The sequence below is a fragment of the Novosphingobium sp. Chol11 genome (assembly GCF_945870625.1).
Classification (GTDB): domain Bacteria; phylum Pseudomonadota; class Alphaproteobacteria; order Sphingomonadales; family Sphingomonadaceae; genus Novosphingobium.
Genome location: NZ_CAMBTS010000068.1, coordinates 1 through 16,116, shown reverse-complemented (window position 1 = coordinate 16,116; position 16,116 = coordinate 1). Strand labels below are relative to the sequence as shown.

Below are 16,116 nucleotides of genomic sequence, written 5' to 3'. Positions count from 1 at the left end.
ATCTTCGGCGATGGCAACGGCAACGCGATACACCTTGGCGAGCGCGATTGTTCGCTGCAGCGCCGCCATCAAAAAGTGCTGGAAGAAGCTCCCTCCCCAGTCCTGTCCTCCGCCGAGCGCGACCGCATGGGCGGCATCGTGGCCAAGGCAATGGCCGACATGGGGTATCGCGGCGCAGGCACAATCGAGTTCCTCTGGGAAAACGGCGAGTTCTATTTCATCGAGATGAATACCCGGCTGCAGGTGGAGCATCCCGTCACCGAGGCGATCACCGGTGTCGATCTGGTGCGCGAACAGATCCGCATCGCCGATGGCAAGCCGCTCTCGGTCAAACAGGAAGACATCGTCTTCAGCGGCCACGCCATCGAATGCCGCATCAACGCGGAAGACCCGTTCACCTTCGTGCCCTCGCCCGGCCTCGTCACCAGCTACCACGCGGCGGGCGGCATGCATGTGCGCGTCGATAGCGGGCTCTACACCGGCTACCGGATCCCGCCCTTCTACGATTCGATGATCGCCAAGCTGATCGTCTATGGCCGCACGCGCGAAGGCTGCATCATGCGCCTGAAGCGCGCGCTCGAGGAAATGGTGATCGGGGGGGTCAAGACCACGATCCCGCTGCACCAGAAACTGCTTACCGACCAGCGCGTCCTCGACGGCGACTACACGATCAAATATCTGGAGCAGTGGCTGGAAGACCAGGCCTGAAACAGGTTCTTTCCCGAGCGCGCTCGGGGAGGTGGCAGTCCGAGAGTCTGACGGAGGGGCAAGGACAGGCGCGATTGCTCAAGGCCTATCCTTCGCGCGCCTTCCACGTCAGCACCCGCCAGCCATACCACGCGGCGATCAGCACCATGCTCGCCAGCGCCACCGGCGCGGTATAGGCCTCGATCTGCCCGAAGTTCTGCCCCAATTGCCAACCGGCCCAGACCAGCAGCGCGTTCCAGACGGTGGTTCCTGCCAGGGTAAACGCCACAAACCGCAGCTCCCCCATCCGCGCGAGGCCCGCAGGCAGCGAGATCATCGTGCGCATCACCGGCGAGAAGCGCACAGCGAAGACGACCCATTGCCCGTGGCGGCCAAAGAAGCGCACCATGGTTTCCACACCCACCCAGTCCATCGTCAACCAGCGGCCATAGCGCGCCACCAAGGGGCGCAGCCGCTGGTAGCCCAGCGCGCGGCCCACCATGAACCAGAACCAGTTGCCCAAGGTCGAGCCCAGCGTGCCCGCCACCATCAGCGGCAGCACCTCCATCTTGCCATGCGCCACCGCGATCCCGCCCAGCCCCATGATCAACTCGGATGGGATCGGCGGAAACACATTCTCCAGCACCATCAACAGCGCGATGCCGAGATAACCGCCGTCTTCGACAAAGTGCGTGATCCAGTCATTCATGCGAAACTTAACACCTAAGCCCTACCCCGCGTTCCTCCCCATTTTTACGGCACGCACAAGTGGGGAGGCGGGTAGGAGGGGTGAAACGCCCGCAAAGAACCCCTCCGTCAGCCCAAGAGGGCTGCCACCTCCCCGTTTGCACTTCGTGAAAACAGGAAGAAAGGAAGCGCTGGCTCCACGCTTGCCGCGCATGGTAATCTCTTTCGATGGGACATCGCCTCAAGCCATGGATACTGCTTGTAGCAGCGATTATCTGCGGATTTGTGGGAATGCAGTATCTTGCGCCAGCCCCTTCGCCTGCCGTCACGCTCTATTCACAGGGCAGATGTGGGGGCGTTTCCTCGCAGTGGCGCCCTTTCGCTGAAGAGCGCTTTGAAGAAATCATCAACAGGGTCGATATCGCTGAGTCTGGCTTGTTTTGGAACGGATACCAAGTCTCACAGGATGAATTTGAAACTCTGCTGGAGCGGGTTCGGGCCATGGAACCTACGCCTGGGACTTGGTTGCTCGTGTACGGCGAAGCGCCCTGCAATCAAGTATTACAAGTGAGGGCTACTCTGGAAAGGACGCTCGATTGCTCGAAAAAGCGAGCTTGCAGCGAACTCTCGGAAGCAGAATTGGCTTCAATGTCCCCGGGTCCACTTGCTGCTCCGCCGTGCGGCGACAAATGCAAGGCATCGAAGGATGCCCTGATTTCTGGCATCCGAGAGTAAACCCCTAAACCCGCCCCTCGATCGCGTCCCAGATCATCCCTGCAGTATCGGTCCCGTTGAACCGGTCGATCGCGACGATCCCGGTGGGTGAAGTCACGTTGATTTCAGTCAGCCACTTGCCGCCGATCACGTCGATGCCGACAAAGATCAGCCCCAGCCGCTTCAGCTCCGGCCCCATCGCGGCGCAGATTTCCTGCTCTTGCGGCGTCAGTGCGGTCTTTTCGGCATAGCCGCCCACGGCAAGGTTGGAGCGGAATTCGCCCTCGCCCGGCTTGCGGTTGATCGCGCCCGCCACCTCGCCGTCGACCAGCACGATGCGCTTGTCGCCCTCGGAGACTTCGGGAAGGAAGGCTTGCACCATGTGCGGCTCGGGCCAGGTCTGGTTGAACACTTCGATGAGCGCGCCGAGGTTCTCGCCCTCTTCCGAAACGCGGAAGATCGCCTTGCCGCCATTGCCGTGAATCGGCTTGATCACGATGGCGCCGTGGCGCTTCTGGAAGGCGCGCACTTCTTCCACCGAGCGGGTCACCAATGTGGGCGGCATGAAGCGCCGGTAATCGAGCACCATGACCTTCTCGGGCGCGTTGCGAACGCTGCGCGGATTATTCACCACCAGCGTCTCGCTCTCGATCCGCTCGAGCAGGTGCGTCGCGGTGATATAGCCCATGTCGAACGGCGGATCCTGCCGCATCAGCACCACATCGATATCGCGCCCAAGATCAAGGCGGCGCGCCTCGCCCGCCTTGTAGTGATCGCCCGGCATGGGCTGCACCGAAACAGGCACCGCGCGCGCCGTCAGGCGGTCGTTCTCGTCCAGCGAAAGCGCGCCGACGTCGTAATGATAAAGTTCATGCCCCCGCGCCTGCGCCGCCAGCATCAGCGCAAACGAGGAATCCCCGGCAATATTGATCGAAGGGAGCGGGTCCATCTGGACAGCGACGCGCAAAGCCATGCTGAAAATCCGTCTTTGTTGATGCGGGGGTAGGTGGTGATCGCGGGTGCTTCCTTAAAGCGAACTTAGCGACGGTGCGACCAAATTAGCGATGCGACCTGAAAGGCGCCGCACCACTGCGTGCTTCGATACATCAACAAGGGACTTCGACCATATGCGCAAGACACTTCTGACCGCAGCCGCCTGTGCTGCCACCGTGCTGAGCTTCTCGGCCGCCGCCATCGCCAACCCCGAACCAGCCCCGCATCCGACCGAGCATCCCAAGGACGGCGAACACAAGGACGGCGAGCACAAGGACGATCACAAGCCGCACGGCTGATGCATTGACCCGTTACGCGCCAGGTTGCCAAACATTGGCAATCTGGCGCGGCCACTGCCCCGGCGCGATCAGGATCACATCGATCCGCAGATCATCACCTGGGTTAGAAAAGCGCGGTGCCAAGGCTTCCGCCGCCCGCGCCACGCGCCGCAGCCGCCGGGCATCGATTGCCTGATCAAGCGCTGCGCCGCTGCTGCGCCATTTGACCTCGATGAACGCCACGGTGCGCCCCTTGCGCGCGATCAGATCGACCTCGCCGACGCCGATCTTCTGCCGCCGGGCCAGCACGCGCCATCCCTTCAGCCGCAAATACCACGCCGCCAGCATTTCGCCGCGCCGCCCCTGCCGCTCGGCCTCAGCCCTGCTCACCCTTTAAGCTCCATCGCGCGGGCATAAAGCGCCTTGCGGTCCAGCCCATGCGCCTTGGCCACGCGCCCCGCGGCCTGGCTGGGCGGCAACTGCGCCAGCGCTTCGCGCAAGTGGGCGTCGATATCGGCCTCGCCCGGCGGTTCGGGCGCAGACGGCGGCCCAGCCAGCAGCACGATCTCGCCGCGCGGCGGATGCGCGGTGTAATGGTCTGCAAGTTCTGCGGCGCTGCCGCTGCGGCATTCCTCGTGCAGCTTGGTCAATTCGCGCGCCACCGCCACTTCGCGCCCTGGCATGATCCGCGCCATCGCCTCCAACGAGGCGACCAGCCGCGGCCCTGTCTCGTAAAACACCAAGGTCATCGGCAAAGCGGCCATCTCGCTCAGCGTATCGCCGCGCGCCTTGTCCTTCGATGGCAAAAATCCGGCAAACACGAAGCGGTCGGTGGGCAATCCGGCCAAAGTCAGCGCGGTCACCAGCGCGCTCGGGCCGGGAATGCTGGTGACGGGGATGCCGCGCGCCCGCGCCTCGCGCACCAGCCGGTAGCCGGGATCGGAAATCAGCGGTGTCCCGGCATCTGACACCAGCGCAACCGGAATCTGGCACATCTCGCCGAGAAGCTGTTCGCGCGCGGTATCGCTGGCATGATCGTCATAGCGCCGCATCGGCCGCTTGATCCCGATATGATAGAGCAGCTTGCCAGTGACGCGGGTGTCTTCGCAGGCTATGAGCGCGCAAGCGGAGAGAATGTCGATGGCTCGGCGGCTCACATCGCCAAGATTGCCAATCGGCGTGGCGACAATGTACAGGCCGGGTTCAAGCGGAGGCGTTTCCATGCGCCTCTCAATGGACCCCGCCATGAGGAGCGGCAAGCAGATGATGAATGACACCGCCTCAGGTTCTGGCTCAGGTTCTGGCTCAGGTTCTGGCTCAGGTTCTGGCCTGATCACCCGCCGCATGCTGGCAGGCACCGCGCTGGCGCTGCTCGCCGGGTGCACCGTGATCCCCAAGCCTGCCCCGCCGCCACCGCCGCCGCCGCCCGTCGAAGCCGCGCCCGATGCCAATGCGCTGCCCACCGACGCCAATCGGCACCGCGTCGCGCTGCTCGTGCCGATGACCGGGCTCAATTCTGCGATCGGCCAATCGATCGCCAACGCCGCCACGATGGCGCTGCTCGATACCAATGCCCAGAACATCCGCATCACGACATACGATACCGCGATGGGCGCCGGGCTTGCGGCCAACAAGGCCATCCTCGATGGCAACCGCCTCGTCCTTGGCCCCTTGATGGCAGACGATGTGGTCGCGGTGGCCAGCGTGGTACGCCCCTCCAAAGTGCCGATGATCACCTTTTCGAGCGATGCCAGCGTGGCCGACCGCGATGTCTTCGTGCTGGGCCAAGTACCTGCCCAATCGGTTGCGCGCGTGCTTGGTTATGCCAAGGCCAAAGGCATCCGCAGTGTCGGCGCGATCATCCCGGCGGGCGCTTATGGGCAGCGCGTCGCGCCTGCGCTTAATGCAACCGCGCGCAGCCTTGGCATGCCGATCACCGCAATCGAGACTTACGACCGGGGCAATACCTCGGTTGCCAGCGCGGTCCGGCGGATCATGGCCAAGGGCGCGCCCGGTGCGCTGCTGATCGCCGATGGCGGACGCATCGCGCTGCAAGCCGCGCCGCTGGCCGCCGGCACGCGTCTGCTCGGCACCGAGCTATGGAGCGGCGATGCCACCATTGCCAAAAGCCCGGCGATGCGCGGCGGCTGGTTTGCCGCGATCACCGACAAGCGCTTCGGACAGTTCGAAAAATCCTATCGCACCCGCTTTGGCACCGCGCCATCGCGGATGGGTCCGCTGGGCTATGATGCCGTTCTGCTCACGCTCAATGTCGCGCGCGGGTGGAAGCCGGGCACGCTGTTTCCCACTGCCAAGCTCTATGGCCGCGATGGCTTTGTCGGGCTGGACGGGGTGTTCCGTTTCGAGGCCAATGGCGTGGCAGAGCGCGCGATGGAAGTGCGCGAGGTCGGCGTTGGAACTTTCGTGACCGCGAGCCCTGCGGCCGAGAAATTCGCACCCTGAGCACCCGCCTCACTTGCGGGAAGGCCCCGATGAAACCCCGAACCCGCGCATAAAGACGCGGATAAGCGTGATGCCCCGCTTGCACGCGGATTCGCGTGTCCTATACGCGGGCGCATGTCTGATGATCTATTCGACAAACTGCCCGCCAGCAGCCCCGACGAGGCCTACAACGGTTCGGCCATCGAAGTGCTCGAAGGGCTCGAACCCGTCCGCCGCCGCCCCGGTATGTATATCGGCGGGATCGACGAGCGCGCGCTCCACCACCTCGCCGCCGAAGTGCTCGACAACGCGATGGACGAAGCGGTGGCAGGACACGCCAACCGTATCGAGGTTATGCTGGAAGAAGGCCCGGATGGCACCGCCGGCAAGATCACCATCAGCGACAACGGGCGCGGCATCCCGGTCGACGAGCACCCCAAGTATCCGGGCAAATCCGCGCTCGAAGTGATCCTCACCACGCTCCATTCGGGCGGCAAGTTTTCCGGCAAGGCCTATGCCACCAGCGGCGGCCTCCACGGTGTGGGCGTCTCGGTGGTCAATGCGCTGTCGGTGCTCACCCGGATCGAGGTGGCGCGCGGCAAGGAGCTTTATGCGCAGGAGTTTTCGCGCGGGCTGGCGCAAGGCCCGCTGCAGAAAATCGGCAATGCGCCAAACCGGCGCGGCACCACGGTCACCTTCACTCCCGATCCGCAGATCTTCGGCGATGACGCGCGGTTCAAACCGGCGCGCTTGTTTCGCCTCGCGCGCTCGAAGGCTTATCTCTTCGCCGGGGTCGAAATTCGCTGGAAATGCGCCGCATCGCTCGCCAGCGACGATGTCCCGGCAGAGGCCGTGTTCCAGTTTCCCGGCGGCCTTGCCGACCATCTGGCCGAGCAGATCGCCGGGCGCGAATGCGTCACCACGCTGCCCTTTGCAGGGCGCCAAGATTTTCCCGCAGGGCCGAACGGCGAGGAAATGGGCCGCGCCGAGTGGGCGATCGCCTGGCCACTGTGGTCCGATGGCTCCTACTCCTGGTATTGCAACACCATCCCCACCCCCGATGGCGGCACCCATGAAGCGGGCCTGCGCACCGCGCTGACCAAGGGCATTCGCGCCTTTGGCGAACTGGTTGGCCAGAAAAAGGCCAAGGACATCGCGCCTGAAGACATGATCACCGGCAGCGAGATCATGCTTTCGTTGTTCATCCGGGATCCGCAATTTCAAAGCCAAACCAAGGACCGGCTGACCAGCCCCGAGGCCGCGCGCATGGTCGAGAGTGCGGTGCGCGATCATTTCGATCACTTCCTCACCGACAACATGGACCGGGGCCGCGCGCTGCTCGGCGCGGTGATGGAGCGGATGGACGAGCGCCTGCGCCGCAAGGCGGAGCGCGAGATCAAGCGCAAGACCGCCACCAGCGCGCGCCGCCTGCGCCTGCCGGGAAAGCTCACCGATTGCACCGGCGAGGGCAAGGGGGAGACCGAGCTGTTCATCGTCGAAGGCGATTCGGCCGGCGGCAGCGCCAAGCACGCGCGCGACCGCAAGATTCAGGCGATCCTGCCGATCCGCGGTAAAATCCTCAATGTCGCCAGCGCCACCACTGACAAGATCCGCGCCAACAGCGAGATCGCCGATCTCGCGCTCGCGCTGGGCTGCGGCATGCGCAAGGAATGCAACCCGGATAACCTGCGCTACGACCGGATCATCATCATGACCGACGCCGATGTCGACGGCGCGCACATCGCCACTTTGTTGATGACCTTCTTCTTTCAGGAAATGCCCGAGGTCGTCCGGCGCGGGCATCTCTATCTGGCGCAGCCGCCGCTCTACCGCCTGACCAGCGGCGCGACGAGCCTCTATGCCAAAGACGACGCGCACCGCGCCGAATTGGAAGCGACCAAGTTCAAGGGCAAGAAGGTCGAAGTTGGCCGGTTCAAGGGCCTTGGCGAAATGAACCCGGCGCAGCTGCGCGAAACCACGATGAGCCCCTCGACCCGCAGCCTGATCCGCATCACCCTGCCCCCCGAATACGAAGGCCGCGCCGCGGTCAAAGATCTCGTCGACCGCCTGATGGGCCGCGACCCCGCCCAGCGCTTCATGTTCATCCAGAACCGCGCAGGCGAGATCGATCCGGAACTGATCGACGCCTGAGAACCACGGTGACTTCGCCCGTTAACTCGCTAGGCTGCAACCGGGTTGCACGGGTGGGGTTTTGTCGCTGATGAGATTGTCTAGCTGGAGCGTTGGCAATGCGTTCGGGGCTGCGTTGCTGCTTGCACTCGCGGCTTGTTCTGAGAAACCGGCAGAAACAGCCAATCAAGCTCCTGAGATATCCCCCAGTTCAGCGCCGGGTTTCGCCTTTACCTACTTCTACGACTTTCTTTTGCCGAACAGCGCAGTCGCTGCTGTGCAGGAACAGCATGCAAGCGCCTGCGAAAAACTCGGACCCGCACGTTGCCGGATCAAGGGCTTAAACTTTCGCGTCGGGCGCGGGCAGGATTCGAGCGCCAGCCTCGATCTCCTGCTTGATCGCGATCTGGCGCGCAGCTTCGGCAAGGACGGCGTCGCGGCGGTCGTCCAAGCGGGCGGGCAGCTGTCGAGCCAAACAATCACCGGCGAAGACCTCGCCCCTCGTTTGGCGCAAGCCGCTCGCAATGCTGCTGAAGCCGAAGCGCGGATCAAGGAGATCGAGGAGCGCCTCAAGCAGCCGGGTCTCGGTGACCGGGAGCGGACACAGCTCCAAGAGGAGGCCTCCTCGCTGCGGCGGGATAAGTCTGGTTCCAAGGCGGATCAAAGCGACGTACAAGCGCAACTTGCCAGCACGCCGATGCATTTTACCTATCAGGGCATCGCAGCGCTTGCGATCAGCGACAACCCCTTCGCTGGGGCGCTTGAAGCCATGATTTCAAGCGGGCGAGTCATGATCTGGACTGTCCTGATGGGTCTGGGCACCGCGCTGCCTTGGATTTTGCTCTTGATCGCTTGTCTGCTAATATGGCGATTGCCTGCTACAAGAAGGCTGGTGTCGCTCATTGCAGGGAACCGGGCGACCGCGAACGATTAGGCCCACAGACGCCTGAACGTCCTATCAATTGCCGGAGCATACACCGGGCTTTGGCTTGGCTTAGGTTGACGGACTTCTTCGCCGAAAGTCTGCCAAGATGAATGCTTCATCGCCCGGACGGATAAATCCTGTTGCGCCGGATCGTGCGCCGATCCCGATGCGCAACTTTTGCAAGGACCGCTATCTTTCGCGCGACTGGATGGAACGCGAGCGCACGCGGCTGTGGGCGCGCACCTGGCTGGTTGCGGGGCTGTCGAGCGACGTGGCGGCAACGGGCGCTTACATCACTTTCGACATCGGCAGCGAAAGCATCATCATCGCCCGGGGAAGCGACGGCGTGCTGCGGGCGATGCACAATGCCTGCACCCACCGGGGCACCCGGCTGCTCACCGAAGTATGTGGCCGCCTTAGCCGCATCGTATGCCCTTATCATGCTTGGGCTTTCGGGCTCGATGGGAGTCTCATCGGGGTGCCGGGCGCGGAGCGTTTTTCGAACGGCGTCCCTAAAGCTCAGCTTGGGCTGCGCGCGGTCGAGGTTGAGGAAGCACTGGGGATGGTGTTCGTGCGCCTGGCCCCCTGCGGACCTACATTGTCAGAGTTTCTGGCCCCTGTGGCAAACCTGATCGCGCCCTATCGGCTGGAGACCATGACCGTCACCGACGATCAGAGCGTGACCCACCGCTGCAACTGGAAGGCGATCATCGACAATTTCGCCGAACTTTATCATGTGCCGTTCATCCACCCGATCCACCGGCGCCTGTTCGAATGCGCGACCGCGCCGATCGAGCTTTTTGCGCATGGCCACACCGCGGTCTATGTGCCGGGTGCCACCACCGACAGCGGCTTCCCCCAGCCTGATCGGCCCACCGATGTGCTTGCGATGCAATTGCAGGCCGTGGGCCTCGATCCCGAGCAGTTCGTCGGCCGTGTCGGCGCGATCCGGCCCGCGATCCAGCAGGCCAAGCGCGCGATAGCCGCCCAGCAAGGCCTGAACTACGCTGGTTTCAGCGACGCGCAGCTGAGCGACATCTGGCAGTTCAACTTGTTTCCCAACGTGATCCTCTCGATCACGCCGGAAAGCGCGTGGCTCATGACCTCGCGGCCAGACGCCGAGGATCCCGGCAGAAGCCACTTCGACATGGTGACTTTGGTCCGCTTTCATGGAAGCGAAAGCGATGCCGCCGCCGCCTTGCGCACATCCGGGGATGACGCGGCCGAGGTCGGCACGCATTTCCGGCTCAACGGCCCCAAACCGGCGGACTACACGCGGCCAAAGCGCGATTGCTTCAGCCACGAGGCGATCATCGCGGGCGAGAAGACCATGACCGTGACCATCGACGAGGATATCTCGCTGCTCGGCCGGGTGCAGGCAGGCATGGCCTCCAGCGGTTTCGAGCGCGTCTGGCTATTGGACGAGGAATGCCGCGTGCAGCATTTCCACGATGCCTTGGATGCTTGCCTCGAAGGCTAGGGCCAAGAACTTACTCGCCGGACGCCGCAGCCGCCTCGCGCTTCGCCTTCCTGAATTCGAAATGGATGCGCACCCAGGTGCCGAGCTGCGGCTTGCCGTCCACGCGCGGCGGGCGGACGAGGAATTGCCACGCCGCCTGTCGCAGCGCGCGCGCGGTGCCGCTGCCTTGCGGGCTTTCGCCCAGCTCGCGGCAATCCTCGACATGGTAGCGCTCGATCGTGCGGCAAACGATCTCGGCCCAATCGCCTGGCGATCGCCCCGCCGGAAGATAGGGCGCCAGTTCGGCATCGCGCGGCTCGCGCTGCCATTCGGCGTTGTAGAGCTTGGCCCCGCCCGGCCCGTCGCCGGTGCCTTGCGCGCCGCCGCCGCCCGCTTCGCCGCCAGCGGCCGAGGCCACGCCCGTCCCCTTGATCTTGCTGATGTCGCCTTTGGCCAGATCCTCGCGGCTCAGCTTGATGAAGCCCGGCGGCCATTCCACCTGATTGGGCGACGGGATCACCACGCGCGGCGGCATCGGTGGCGGCACGGCGCTCTGCGCGGATTTCGGCGTTTGGGCGGATTTCTGCTGCTTGGCCGCCGCCTTTTCCTTCTCGCCCTTCGGCCCGCTGATATTGATGGCCACCAGATTGCCCCCGCCCGGCTCGCCGAAATCGGTCACCCGGCCCATCAGCACGATGATCAGAAACAGGGCGAGGCTGGTGAGCATCGCCAGAATGAACGAAATCCCGCGTCCGCGCCTCGATTGCCCATAGCGGGCGGCGGGAATCGGCGGGTCGGCGGGCACCATCCGCGTTGCCTACACAGCGCAGCCCACACCCGCCAGTCCCACTTGCCAGCGCGCAGCGCGCATACTATCGTTTAACCAGACGGTTAAGAACAGGATGATCCATGCGTTTTGAAGGCACCGACAATTACGTCGCCACCGATGATCTCAAAGTGGCGGTGAACGCTGCGGTGCTGCTGCGCCGCCCCTTGCTGGTGAAGGGCGAGCCGGGCACCGGCAAGACCGTGCTCGCGCATGAAATCGCCAAGGCGATGAACGCGCCCCTGATCGAATGGAACATCAAATCGACCACGAAGGCGCAGCAGGGCCTTTATGAATACGACGCGGTGGCCCGCCTGCGCGATGGCCAGTTGGGCGACGAGCGGGTGCACGACATCTCGAACTACATCCGCAAGGGCAAGCTGTGGGAAGCCTTCACCAGCCCGCAATTGCCGCTCTTGCTGATCGACGAGATCGACAAGGCCGATATCGAGTTTCCCAACGATTTGTTGCAGGAGCTCGACCGGATGAGCTTCGATGTCTACGAAACGCAGCAGCGCATCGCCGCGGCAGAGCGCCCGATCGTGGTGATCACGTCGAACAACGAGAAGGAACTGCCCGACGCGTTCCTGCGCCGCTGCTTCTTTCACTACATCAAGTTCCCCGACCGCGACACGATGCGCGCAATCATCGAAGTCCATTTCCCCAATATCCAGAAAATCCTCGTGACCAAGGCGATGGAGATCTTCTACGAGGTGCGCGAAGTGCCCGGCCTCAAGAAAAAGCCCAGCACCAGCGAGCTGCTCGATTGGCTCAAGCTGCTGATGAACGAAGACATGCCGCTCGACGTGCTGCAAAACCGCGACCCGTCCAAGGCGATCCCACCCTTGCACGGCGCGCTGCTCAAGAACGAGCAGGACGTGATGCTGTTCGAAAAGCTCGCCTTCATGGCGCGCCGTCCGAGCAATTGAGCGGGCACGCGGTGGCGCACCCTGGCGGCTGCCTGTGCGGCCAAATCCGCTTCACCATCGACGCCGAACCGCAGGGTGCGCGCATGTGCTGGTGCCGCGATTGCCAGCGCATCGCCAGCGGCTCGCCCACGGTGAACGTGCTGTTCGATGAAGAATCCGTTCACTACACTGGCGAGATGACCAAGCTGACCCTGATTGCCGACAGCGGCAACACGGTCGAGCGCGGCTTCTGCCCCACATGCGGCGCGCAAATGTATAGCCGCACCGTGAGCCCCGCCGGAATGCCGATGCGCGTGCGCGCGGGCACGCTCGATGATCCCGCCCTGATGGCCCCGCAATACCACATCTGGACCGACAGCGCGCCTTCCTGGGCCGCGCTCGATCCCGCACTCCCGCGTTATCACAAGGGGCCGGGTTCGGCCCTCGTCGAGGAGTAGCTGTGGCTTACACCGGAGCTTGCGCCTGCGGGGCGGTCACCGCCAAGATCGCCGCCGCCGCGGCCATCGCGGTGCGCCAGTGCTGGTGCCGCCAGTGCCAGCAGCTCGCCGGCGGAACGCACAGCACCAATGCCATGTTCAAGACCGATGACGTGACCATCAACGGTGCGCTCGCCGCTCATTCCTACACGGCGGCCAGCGGCAACACGCTGACCCAATCGTTCTGCGCTGCTTGCGGCACCCCGGTCATGGCGCAAGTCTCCGCCCGCCCGCAATTTCGCACGATGCGCGTGGGCTTCATCACGCCCCCGCATGACCTCATCCCGCAAATGGTGATCTGGACCGACGAAGCGCCTCAATGGGCCGTGTTCCCTGAGGACCTCGAACGCCATGCCAAGCAACCGCCCCCGCCGCCAGTGACCCCGCCAGCACCGAAAGCCAGCTGATGTTCTTCAATTTCATCGACGAACTGCGCAGCGCCGGGATTCCGGTCTCGTTCAAGGAGCATCTGGTGCTCCTTGAAGCGCTGGAGAAGGATGTGATCGAGCAGACGCCCGAGGCGTTCTATTATCTCAGCCGCGCGACGTTCGTGAAGGACGAGGGCCTGCTCGACAAGTTCGATCTGGTGTTCAACAAAGTGTTCAAAGGCCTGCTCGTCGATTATGGACAGCGCCCGGTCGATATTCCCGAAGACTGGCTGAAAGCAGTCGCCGAAAAGTTCCTCAGCGAAGAGGAAATGGAAAAGATCAAGGCGCTCGGATCGTGGGAAGAGATCATGGAGACGCTGAAAAAGCGGCTTGAGGAGCAGCAGAAGCGCCATCAGGGCGGCAACAAATGGATCGGCACCGGCGGTACCAGTCCTTTTGGCAATTCGGGTTATAACCCCGAAGGCGTGCGCATCGGTGGCGAAGGCGGGCAGAAACGCGCGATCAAGGTCTGGGAAAAGCGCGAATTCGCCAATCTCGACAACACCAAGGAGCTGGGCACCCGCAACATCAAGATTGCGCTGCGCCGCCTGCGCCGCTTCGCGCGCGAGGGCCATGCCGAAGAGCTCGATCTCGATGCCACGATCGACGGCACCGCCAAGCAAGGCTGGCTCGATATTCATATGCGGCCCGAGCGCAAGAACGCGGTCAAGCTGCTGCTGTTTCTCGATGTCGGCGGATCGATGGACCCGTTCATCAAGCTGGTCGAGGAACTGTTCAGCGCCGCGACGGCGGAATTCAAGAACATGGAGTTCTTCTATTTCCACAACTGCCTTTACGAAGGCGTGTGGAAGGACAACCGCCGCCGCTGGTCCGAACGCACCCAGACATGGGACCTGCTCCACAAATATGGCCACGACTACAAGATCGTGTTCGTCGGCGATGCGGCGATGAGCCCATATGAAATCAGCCATCCGGGCGGCTCGGTCGAACATTTCAACGAGGAATCGGGTGCCGTCTGGCTCCACCGGGTGGCGCAGACGTATCCTGCCACCGTGTGGCTCAATCCGGTGCCCGAAAAGCAGTGGAATTATTCGCAGTCCACCAAGATGATCAAGGATCTGCTGAACGGCTCGATGTACAGCCTCACGCTCGAAGGACTCGACGCGGCAATGCGCGAGCTGACCCGCAAGAAGCACTAATACCTCGCCGGAACGGGGAGGGGAACCGCCCCGCTCATCCTGAAACCTGTCGAAGGAAGCGATGGTTGAGGGGTAAAGCCCCCGAAGGAGAGGACACCATGACCGAATCCGCACTGATCTCCACCCGCGCCCCCGTCCACGGAGGAGACCGCGCCGATCTCACGCTTAACCGCCCCGCCCAGTACAACGCGCTGAGCGAAGAACTGCTCGCCTCGCTCAAGTCCGAACTGTCCCAGCTTGCCGCCGATCCCAAAGTCCGCTGCGTTGTTCTATCCGGCGCAGGTAAAGCATTTTGCGCCGGGCACGACCTGCGCCAGATGAGCGGACAGCGAGACCTCGAAACATACCGCGCACTGTTCGCCTCGTGCACTGATGTCATGGAGGCGATCATCGCCATGCCCGTGCCCGTCATCGCCCGCGTACATGGCATCGCCACCGCCGCCGGGTGCCAGCTCGTCGGCGCGTGCGATCTTGCCGTGGCGGCCGATGACGCGCGCTTCGCCGTCTCGGGCATCAATGTCGGCCTGTTCTGCTCGACACCTGCCGTGGCGCTTTCGCGCAATGTGCCCACCAAGCCCGCGTTTGAAATGCTGGTCACTGGGGAGTTCATCAGCGCCGCCACCGCCGAGGCATGGGGCCTGATCAACCACGCCGTGCCGGGCGCGGAGCTGGATTCGACCATCGACGCGCTGGTCGGCAAAATTGCGGCCAAGAGCCCCGACGCGGTCCGCCGCGGCAAAGCGCTGTTCTATGCGCAGCGCGAAGTCTCGCGCGCGCAGGCCTATGCGCTCGCGGGCGAAGTCATGGCGCAAAACATGATGGACGAAAACACCGCCGAAGGGATCAGCGCCTTCCTTCAAAAGCGCGCGCCCAACTGGACCTAAAGCGGCTTGCGAGCCGTCATGTAAATCCAGTCACCCTGCCCCAATAGTGGTCCGCAAACCGCCAGCGGCGCAAACAGCGCGGCGTAGAAAAGCCGCTTGGGACTGCGCAACAAGCTGGTGGGCTGGCCAAAGGTATATGCAAGATCGATGGCATAATGTCGCGTCTCGATCAGCTCGAACCCAGCCTTTTGGAGCATCGCAGCCAGAGTAATGACCGAGAACTGATACAGATGATAAGGCGGCTCCGGGTGCGGCCAATAATCGAGTGTCTTCGCAAACCGCAGCGAAATCCGGGGGAACAATCCGTCGATGTTGGGGGTTGATACTACAAGCAGCCCACCCGGTGCGACCAGATCAGATGCCTTGCGCAAATCGCCGAGCGGGTCAGGTACATGCTCGATGACATCGAACATCGTCAGCACATCGATAGATCCAGCGACTTGCGGCGCATCGTGAATCGTGCCGCAAACAACATCGGCTCGATAATGCGCGCGCGCAAATTCCACGCTGGCTTCGTTCATTTCGAGGCCGCTGGCCGCAAATCCAGCGTCATGCGCGCGAGCAACGAATTGTCCGATCGAGCAGCCAACATCGAGCAGCCGTCCGCGCGATGCGCTGCGCTGGGTCACTTGTAGATGCCTGCGCGCAATCTGGTCCTGCTGCGCAAAGGCCGCACTTGATGGATTGCAGAGCTCCGCATGATACGAAGCTGCCGCCGAATAGAGCTGCCGAAGTTCAGCGATGGACGGCGGATTGGCAATGTACGCTAGGCCGCAGCCAGAACAGCGCACCAGTTCATAACCCTTGGCCCTGAACACAGTTTCGTTAGGGAATGTCCCGCAGGAATTGCAAGTCACGCCATGATCTCGCTTCATCTAGATTTCGAAGCAATGTCACAAACCTGCTAAAAAATCCTTGATCTGCCTTTCAGATTCGATCTGCACGTTATGTGTTGATTGCCACTGAGAGGTGACCCGGGATTTCCATCGAGAATTGACCCGGTTGGATATGTGTCCCCCGGTGTGGGGGTGGGGTCAAGCGGGTGATTTGGCCTTTCGTGTTTTGGGGGCTGCGGCACTGCTGGCCCTGAAGCGGAAG

General features: G+C 63.1%; 16 protein-coding genes and 1 pseudogene. 11 read left to right on the top strand and 6 right to left on the bottom strand.

The window, feature by feature from the left end:
- A pseudogene (locus Q0O40_RS11095) lies at positions 1–708 on the top strand (acetyl-CoA carboxylase biotin carboxylase subunit); the annotation flags it as partial.
- Positions 709–793: 85 nt separating this feature from the next.
- On the opposite strand, the gene Q0O40_RS11090 reads toward Q0O40_RS11095, so the two are convergent.
- Positions 794–1,396, bottom strand: a complete 603-nt coding sequence (locus tag Q0O40_RS11090) for a DedA family protein (protein WP_295529612.1) — start codon at positions 1,394–1,396, stop codon at positions 794–796.
- A gap of 717 nt (positions 1,397–2,113) precedes the next feature.
- Entirely contained in the window at positions 2,114–3,061 is a 948-nt protein-coding gene (gene gshB, locus Q0O40_RS11085) for a glutathione synthase (protein ID WP_295529610.1), read from the bottom strand.
- A 154-nt stretch (positions 3,062–3,215) separates the two neighbouring features.
- Here gshB and Q0O40_RS11080 point away from each other — a divergent pair, with 154 nt between their 5' ends.
- Entirely contained in the window at positions 3,216–3,380 is a 165-nt protein-coding gene (locus tag Q0O40_RS11080; RefSeq protein ID WP_295529608.1) for a hypothetical protein, read from the top strand.
- 12 nt (positions 3,381–3,392) lie between these two features.
- Here Q0O40_RS11080 and Q0O40_RS11075 read toward each other — a convergent pair whose 3' ends face one another.
- Together Q0O40_RS11075 and rsmI are read right to left on the bottom strand one after the other, a co-directional pair.
- Positions 3,393–3,749 (bottom strand): YraN family protein, encoded by a 357-nt coding sequence (locus Q0O40_RS11075; protein ID WP_295529606.1) that lies wholly within the window; start codon positions 3,747–3,749, stop codon positions 3,393–3,395.
- A complete protein-coding gene (gene rsmI / locus Q0O40_RS11070; RefSeq protein WP_295529604.1) occupies positions 3,746–4,582 on the bottom strand; it encodes a 16S rRNA (cytidine(1402)-2'-O)-methyltransferase in 837 nt (278 codons plus the stop codon). Before rsmI ends, Q0O40_RS11075 begins: the two co-directional genes overlap by 4 nt.
- A 40-nt stretch (positions 4,583–4,622) precedes the next feature.
- On the opposite strand from rsmI, the gene Q0O40_RS11065 reads away from it, so the two are divergent.
- The 4 genes from Q0O40_RS11065 to Q0O40_RS11050 all read left to right on the top strand — a co-directional run bounded on the left by Q0O40_RS11065 (position 4,623) and on the right by Q0O40_RS11050 (position 10,336).
- Positions 4,623–5,822: a penicillin-binding protein activator gene (locus Q0O40_RS11065; protein WP_295529602.1), complete on the top strand. Its 1,200-nt coding sequence runs from the start codon at positions 4,623–4,625 to the stop codon at positions 5,820–5,822.
- A 114-nt stretch (positions 5,823–5,936) separates the two neighbouring features.
- A complete protein-coding gene (locus Q0O40_RS11060) occupies positions 5,937–7,952 on the top strand; it encodes a DNA topoisomerase IV subunit B (RefSeq protein ID WP_295529601.1) in 2,016 nt (671 codons plus the stop codon).
- Positions 7,953–8,067: 115 nt separating this feature from the next.
- Positions 8,068–8,865, top strand: a complete 798-nt coding sequence (locus tag Q0O40_RS11055) for a hypothetical protein (protein ID WP_295529599.1) — start codon at positions 8,068–8,070, stop codon at positions 8,863–8,865.
- Between the two features lie 97 nt (positions 8,866–8,962).
- Positions 8,963–10,336, top strand: a complete 1,374-nt coding sequence (locus tag Q0O40_RS11050) for an SRPBCC family protein (protein WP_295529597.1) — start codon at positions 8,963–8,965, stop codon at positions 10,334–10,336.
- Positions 10,337–10,346: 10 nt separating this feature from the next.
- On the opposite strand, the gene Q0O40_RS11045 is transcribed toward Q0O40_RS11050, so the two are convergent.
- Positions 10,347–11,123 carry a hypothetical protein gene (locus Q0O40_RS11045; protein WP_295529595.1) on the bottom strand — a complete coding sequence of 259 codons (777 nt, stop codon included), beginning with the start codon at positions 11,121–11,123 and terminating at the stop codon, positions 10,347–10,349.
- Positions 11,124–11,224: 101 nt separating this feature from the next.
- Here Q0O40_RS11045 and Q0O40_RS11040 point away from each other — a divergent pair, with 101 nt between their 5' ends.
- The 5 genes from Q0O40_RS11040 (at position 11,225) to Q0O40_RS11020 (ending at position 15,018) form a co-directional block, all read left to right on the top strand.
- Entirely contained in the window at positions 11,225–12,070 is an 846-nt protein-coding gene (locus tag Q0O40_RS11040) for a MoxR family ATPase (RefSeq protein ID WP_295529593.1), read from the top strand.
- On the top strand, positions 12,067–12,507 hold the full coding sequence (locus Q0O40_RS11035; protein ID WP_295529591.1) for a GFA family protein: 441 nt from the start codon (positions 12,067–12,069) through the stop codon (positions 12,505–12,507). Before Q0O40_RS11040 ends, Q0O40_RS11035 begins: the two co-directional genes overlap by 4 nt.
- A 2-nt stretch (positions 12,508–12,509) precedes the next feature.
- On the top strand, positions 12,510–12,953 hold the full coding sequence (locus Q0O40_RS11030) for a GFA family protein (RefSeq protein WP_295529589.1): 444 nt from the start codon (positions 12,510–12,512) through the stop codon (positions 12,951–12,953).
- Positions 12,953–14,134, top strand: a complete 1,182-nt coding sequence (locus tag Q0O40_RS11025; RefSeq protein WP_295529587.1) for a VWA domain-containing protein — start codon at positions 12,953–12,955, stop codon at positions 14,132–14,134. The genes Q0O40_RS11030 and Q0O40_RS11025 overlap by 1 nt, the downstream gene beginning before the upstream one ends.
- Positions 14,135–14,232: 98 nt before the next feature.
- On the top strand, positions 14,233–15,018 hold the full coding sequence (locus tag Q0O40_RS11020) for an enoyl-CoA hydratase (protein WP_295529585.1): 786 nt from the start codon (positions 14,233–14,235) through the stop codon (positions 15,016–15,018).
- On the opposite strand, the gene Q0O40_RS11015 is transcribed toward Q0O40_RS11020, so the two are convergent.
- The gene (locus tag Q0O40_RS11015) at positions 15,015–15,893 is read right to left on the bottom strand and encodes a class I SAM-dependent methyltransferase (RefSeq protein ID WP_295529583.1); all 879 of its coding nucleotides are present in this window, start codon (positions 15,891–15,893) and stop codon (positions 15,015–15,017) included. The two genes, Q0O40_RS11020 and Q0O40_RS11015, sit on opposite strands and share 4 nt — an antisense overlap.
- Positions 15,894–16,116 lie beyond the last annotated feature (223 nt).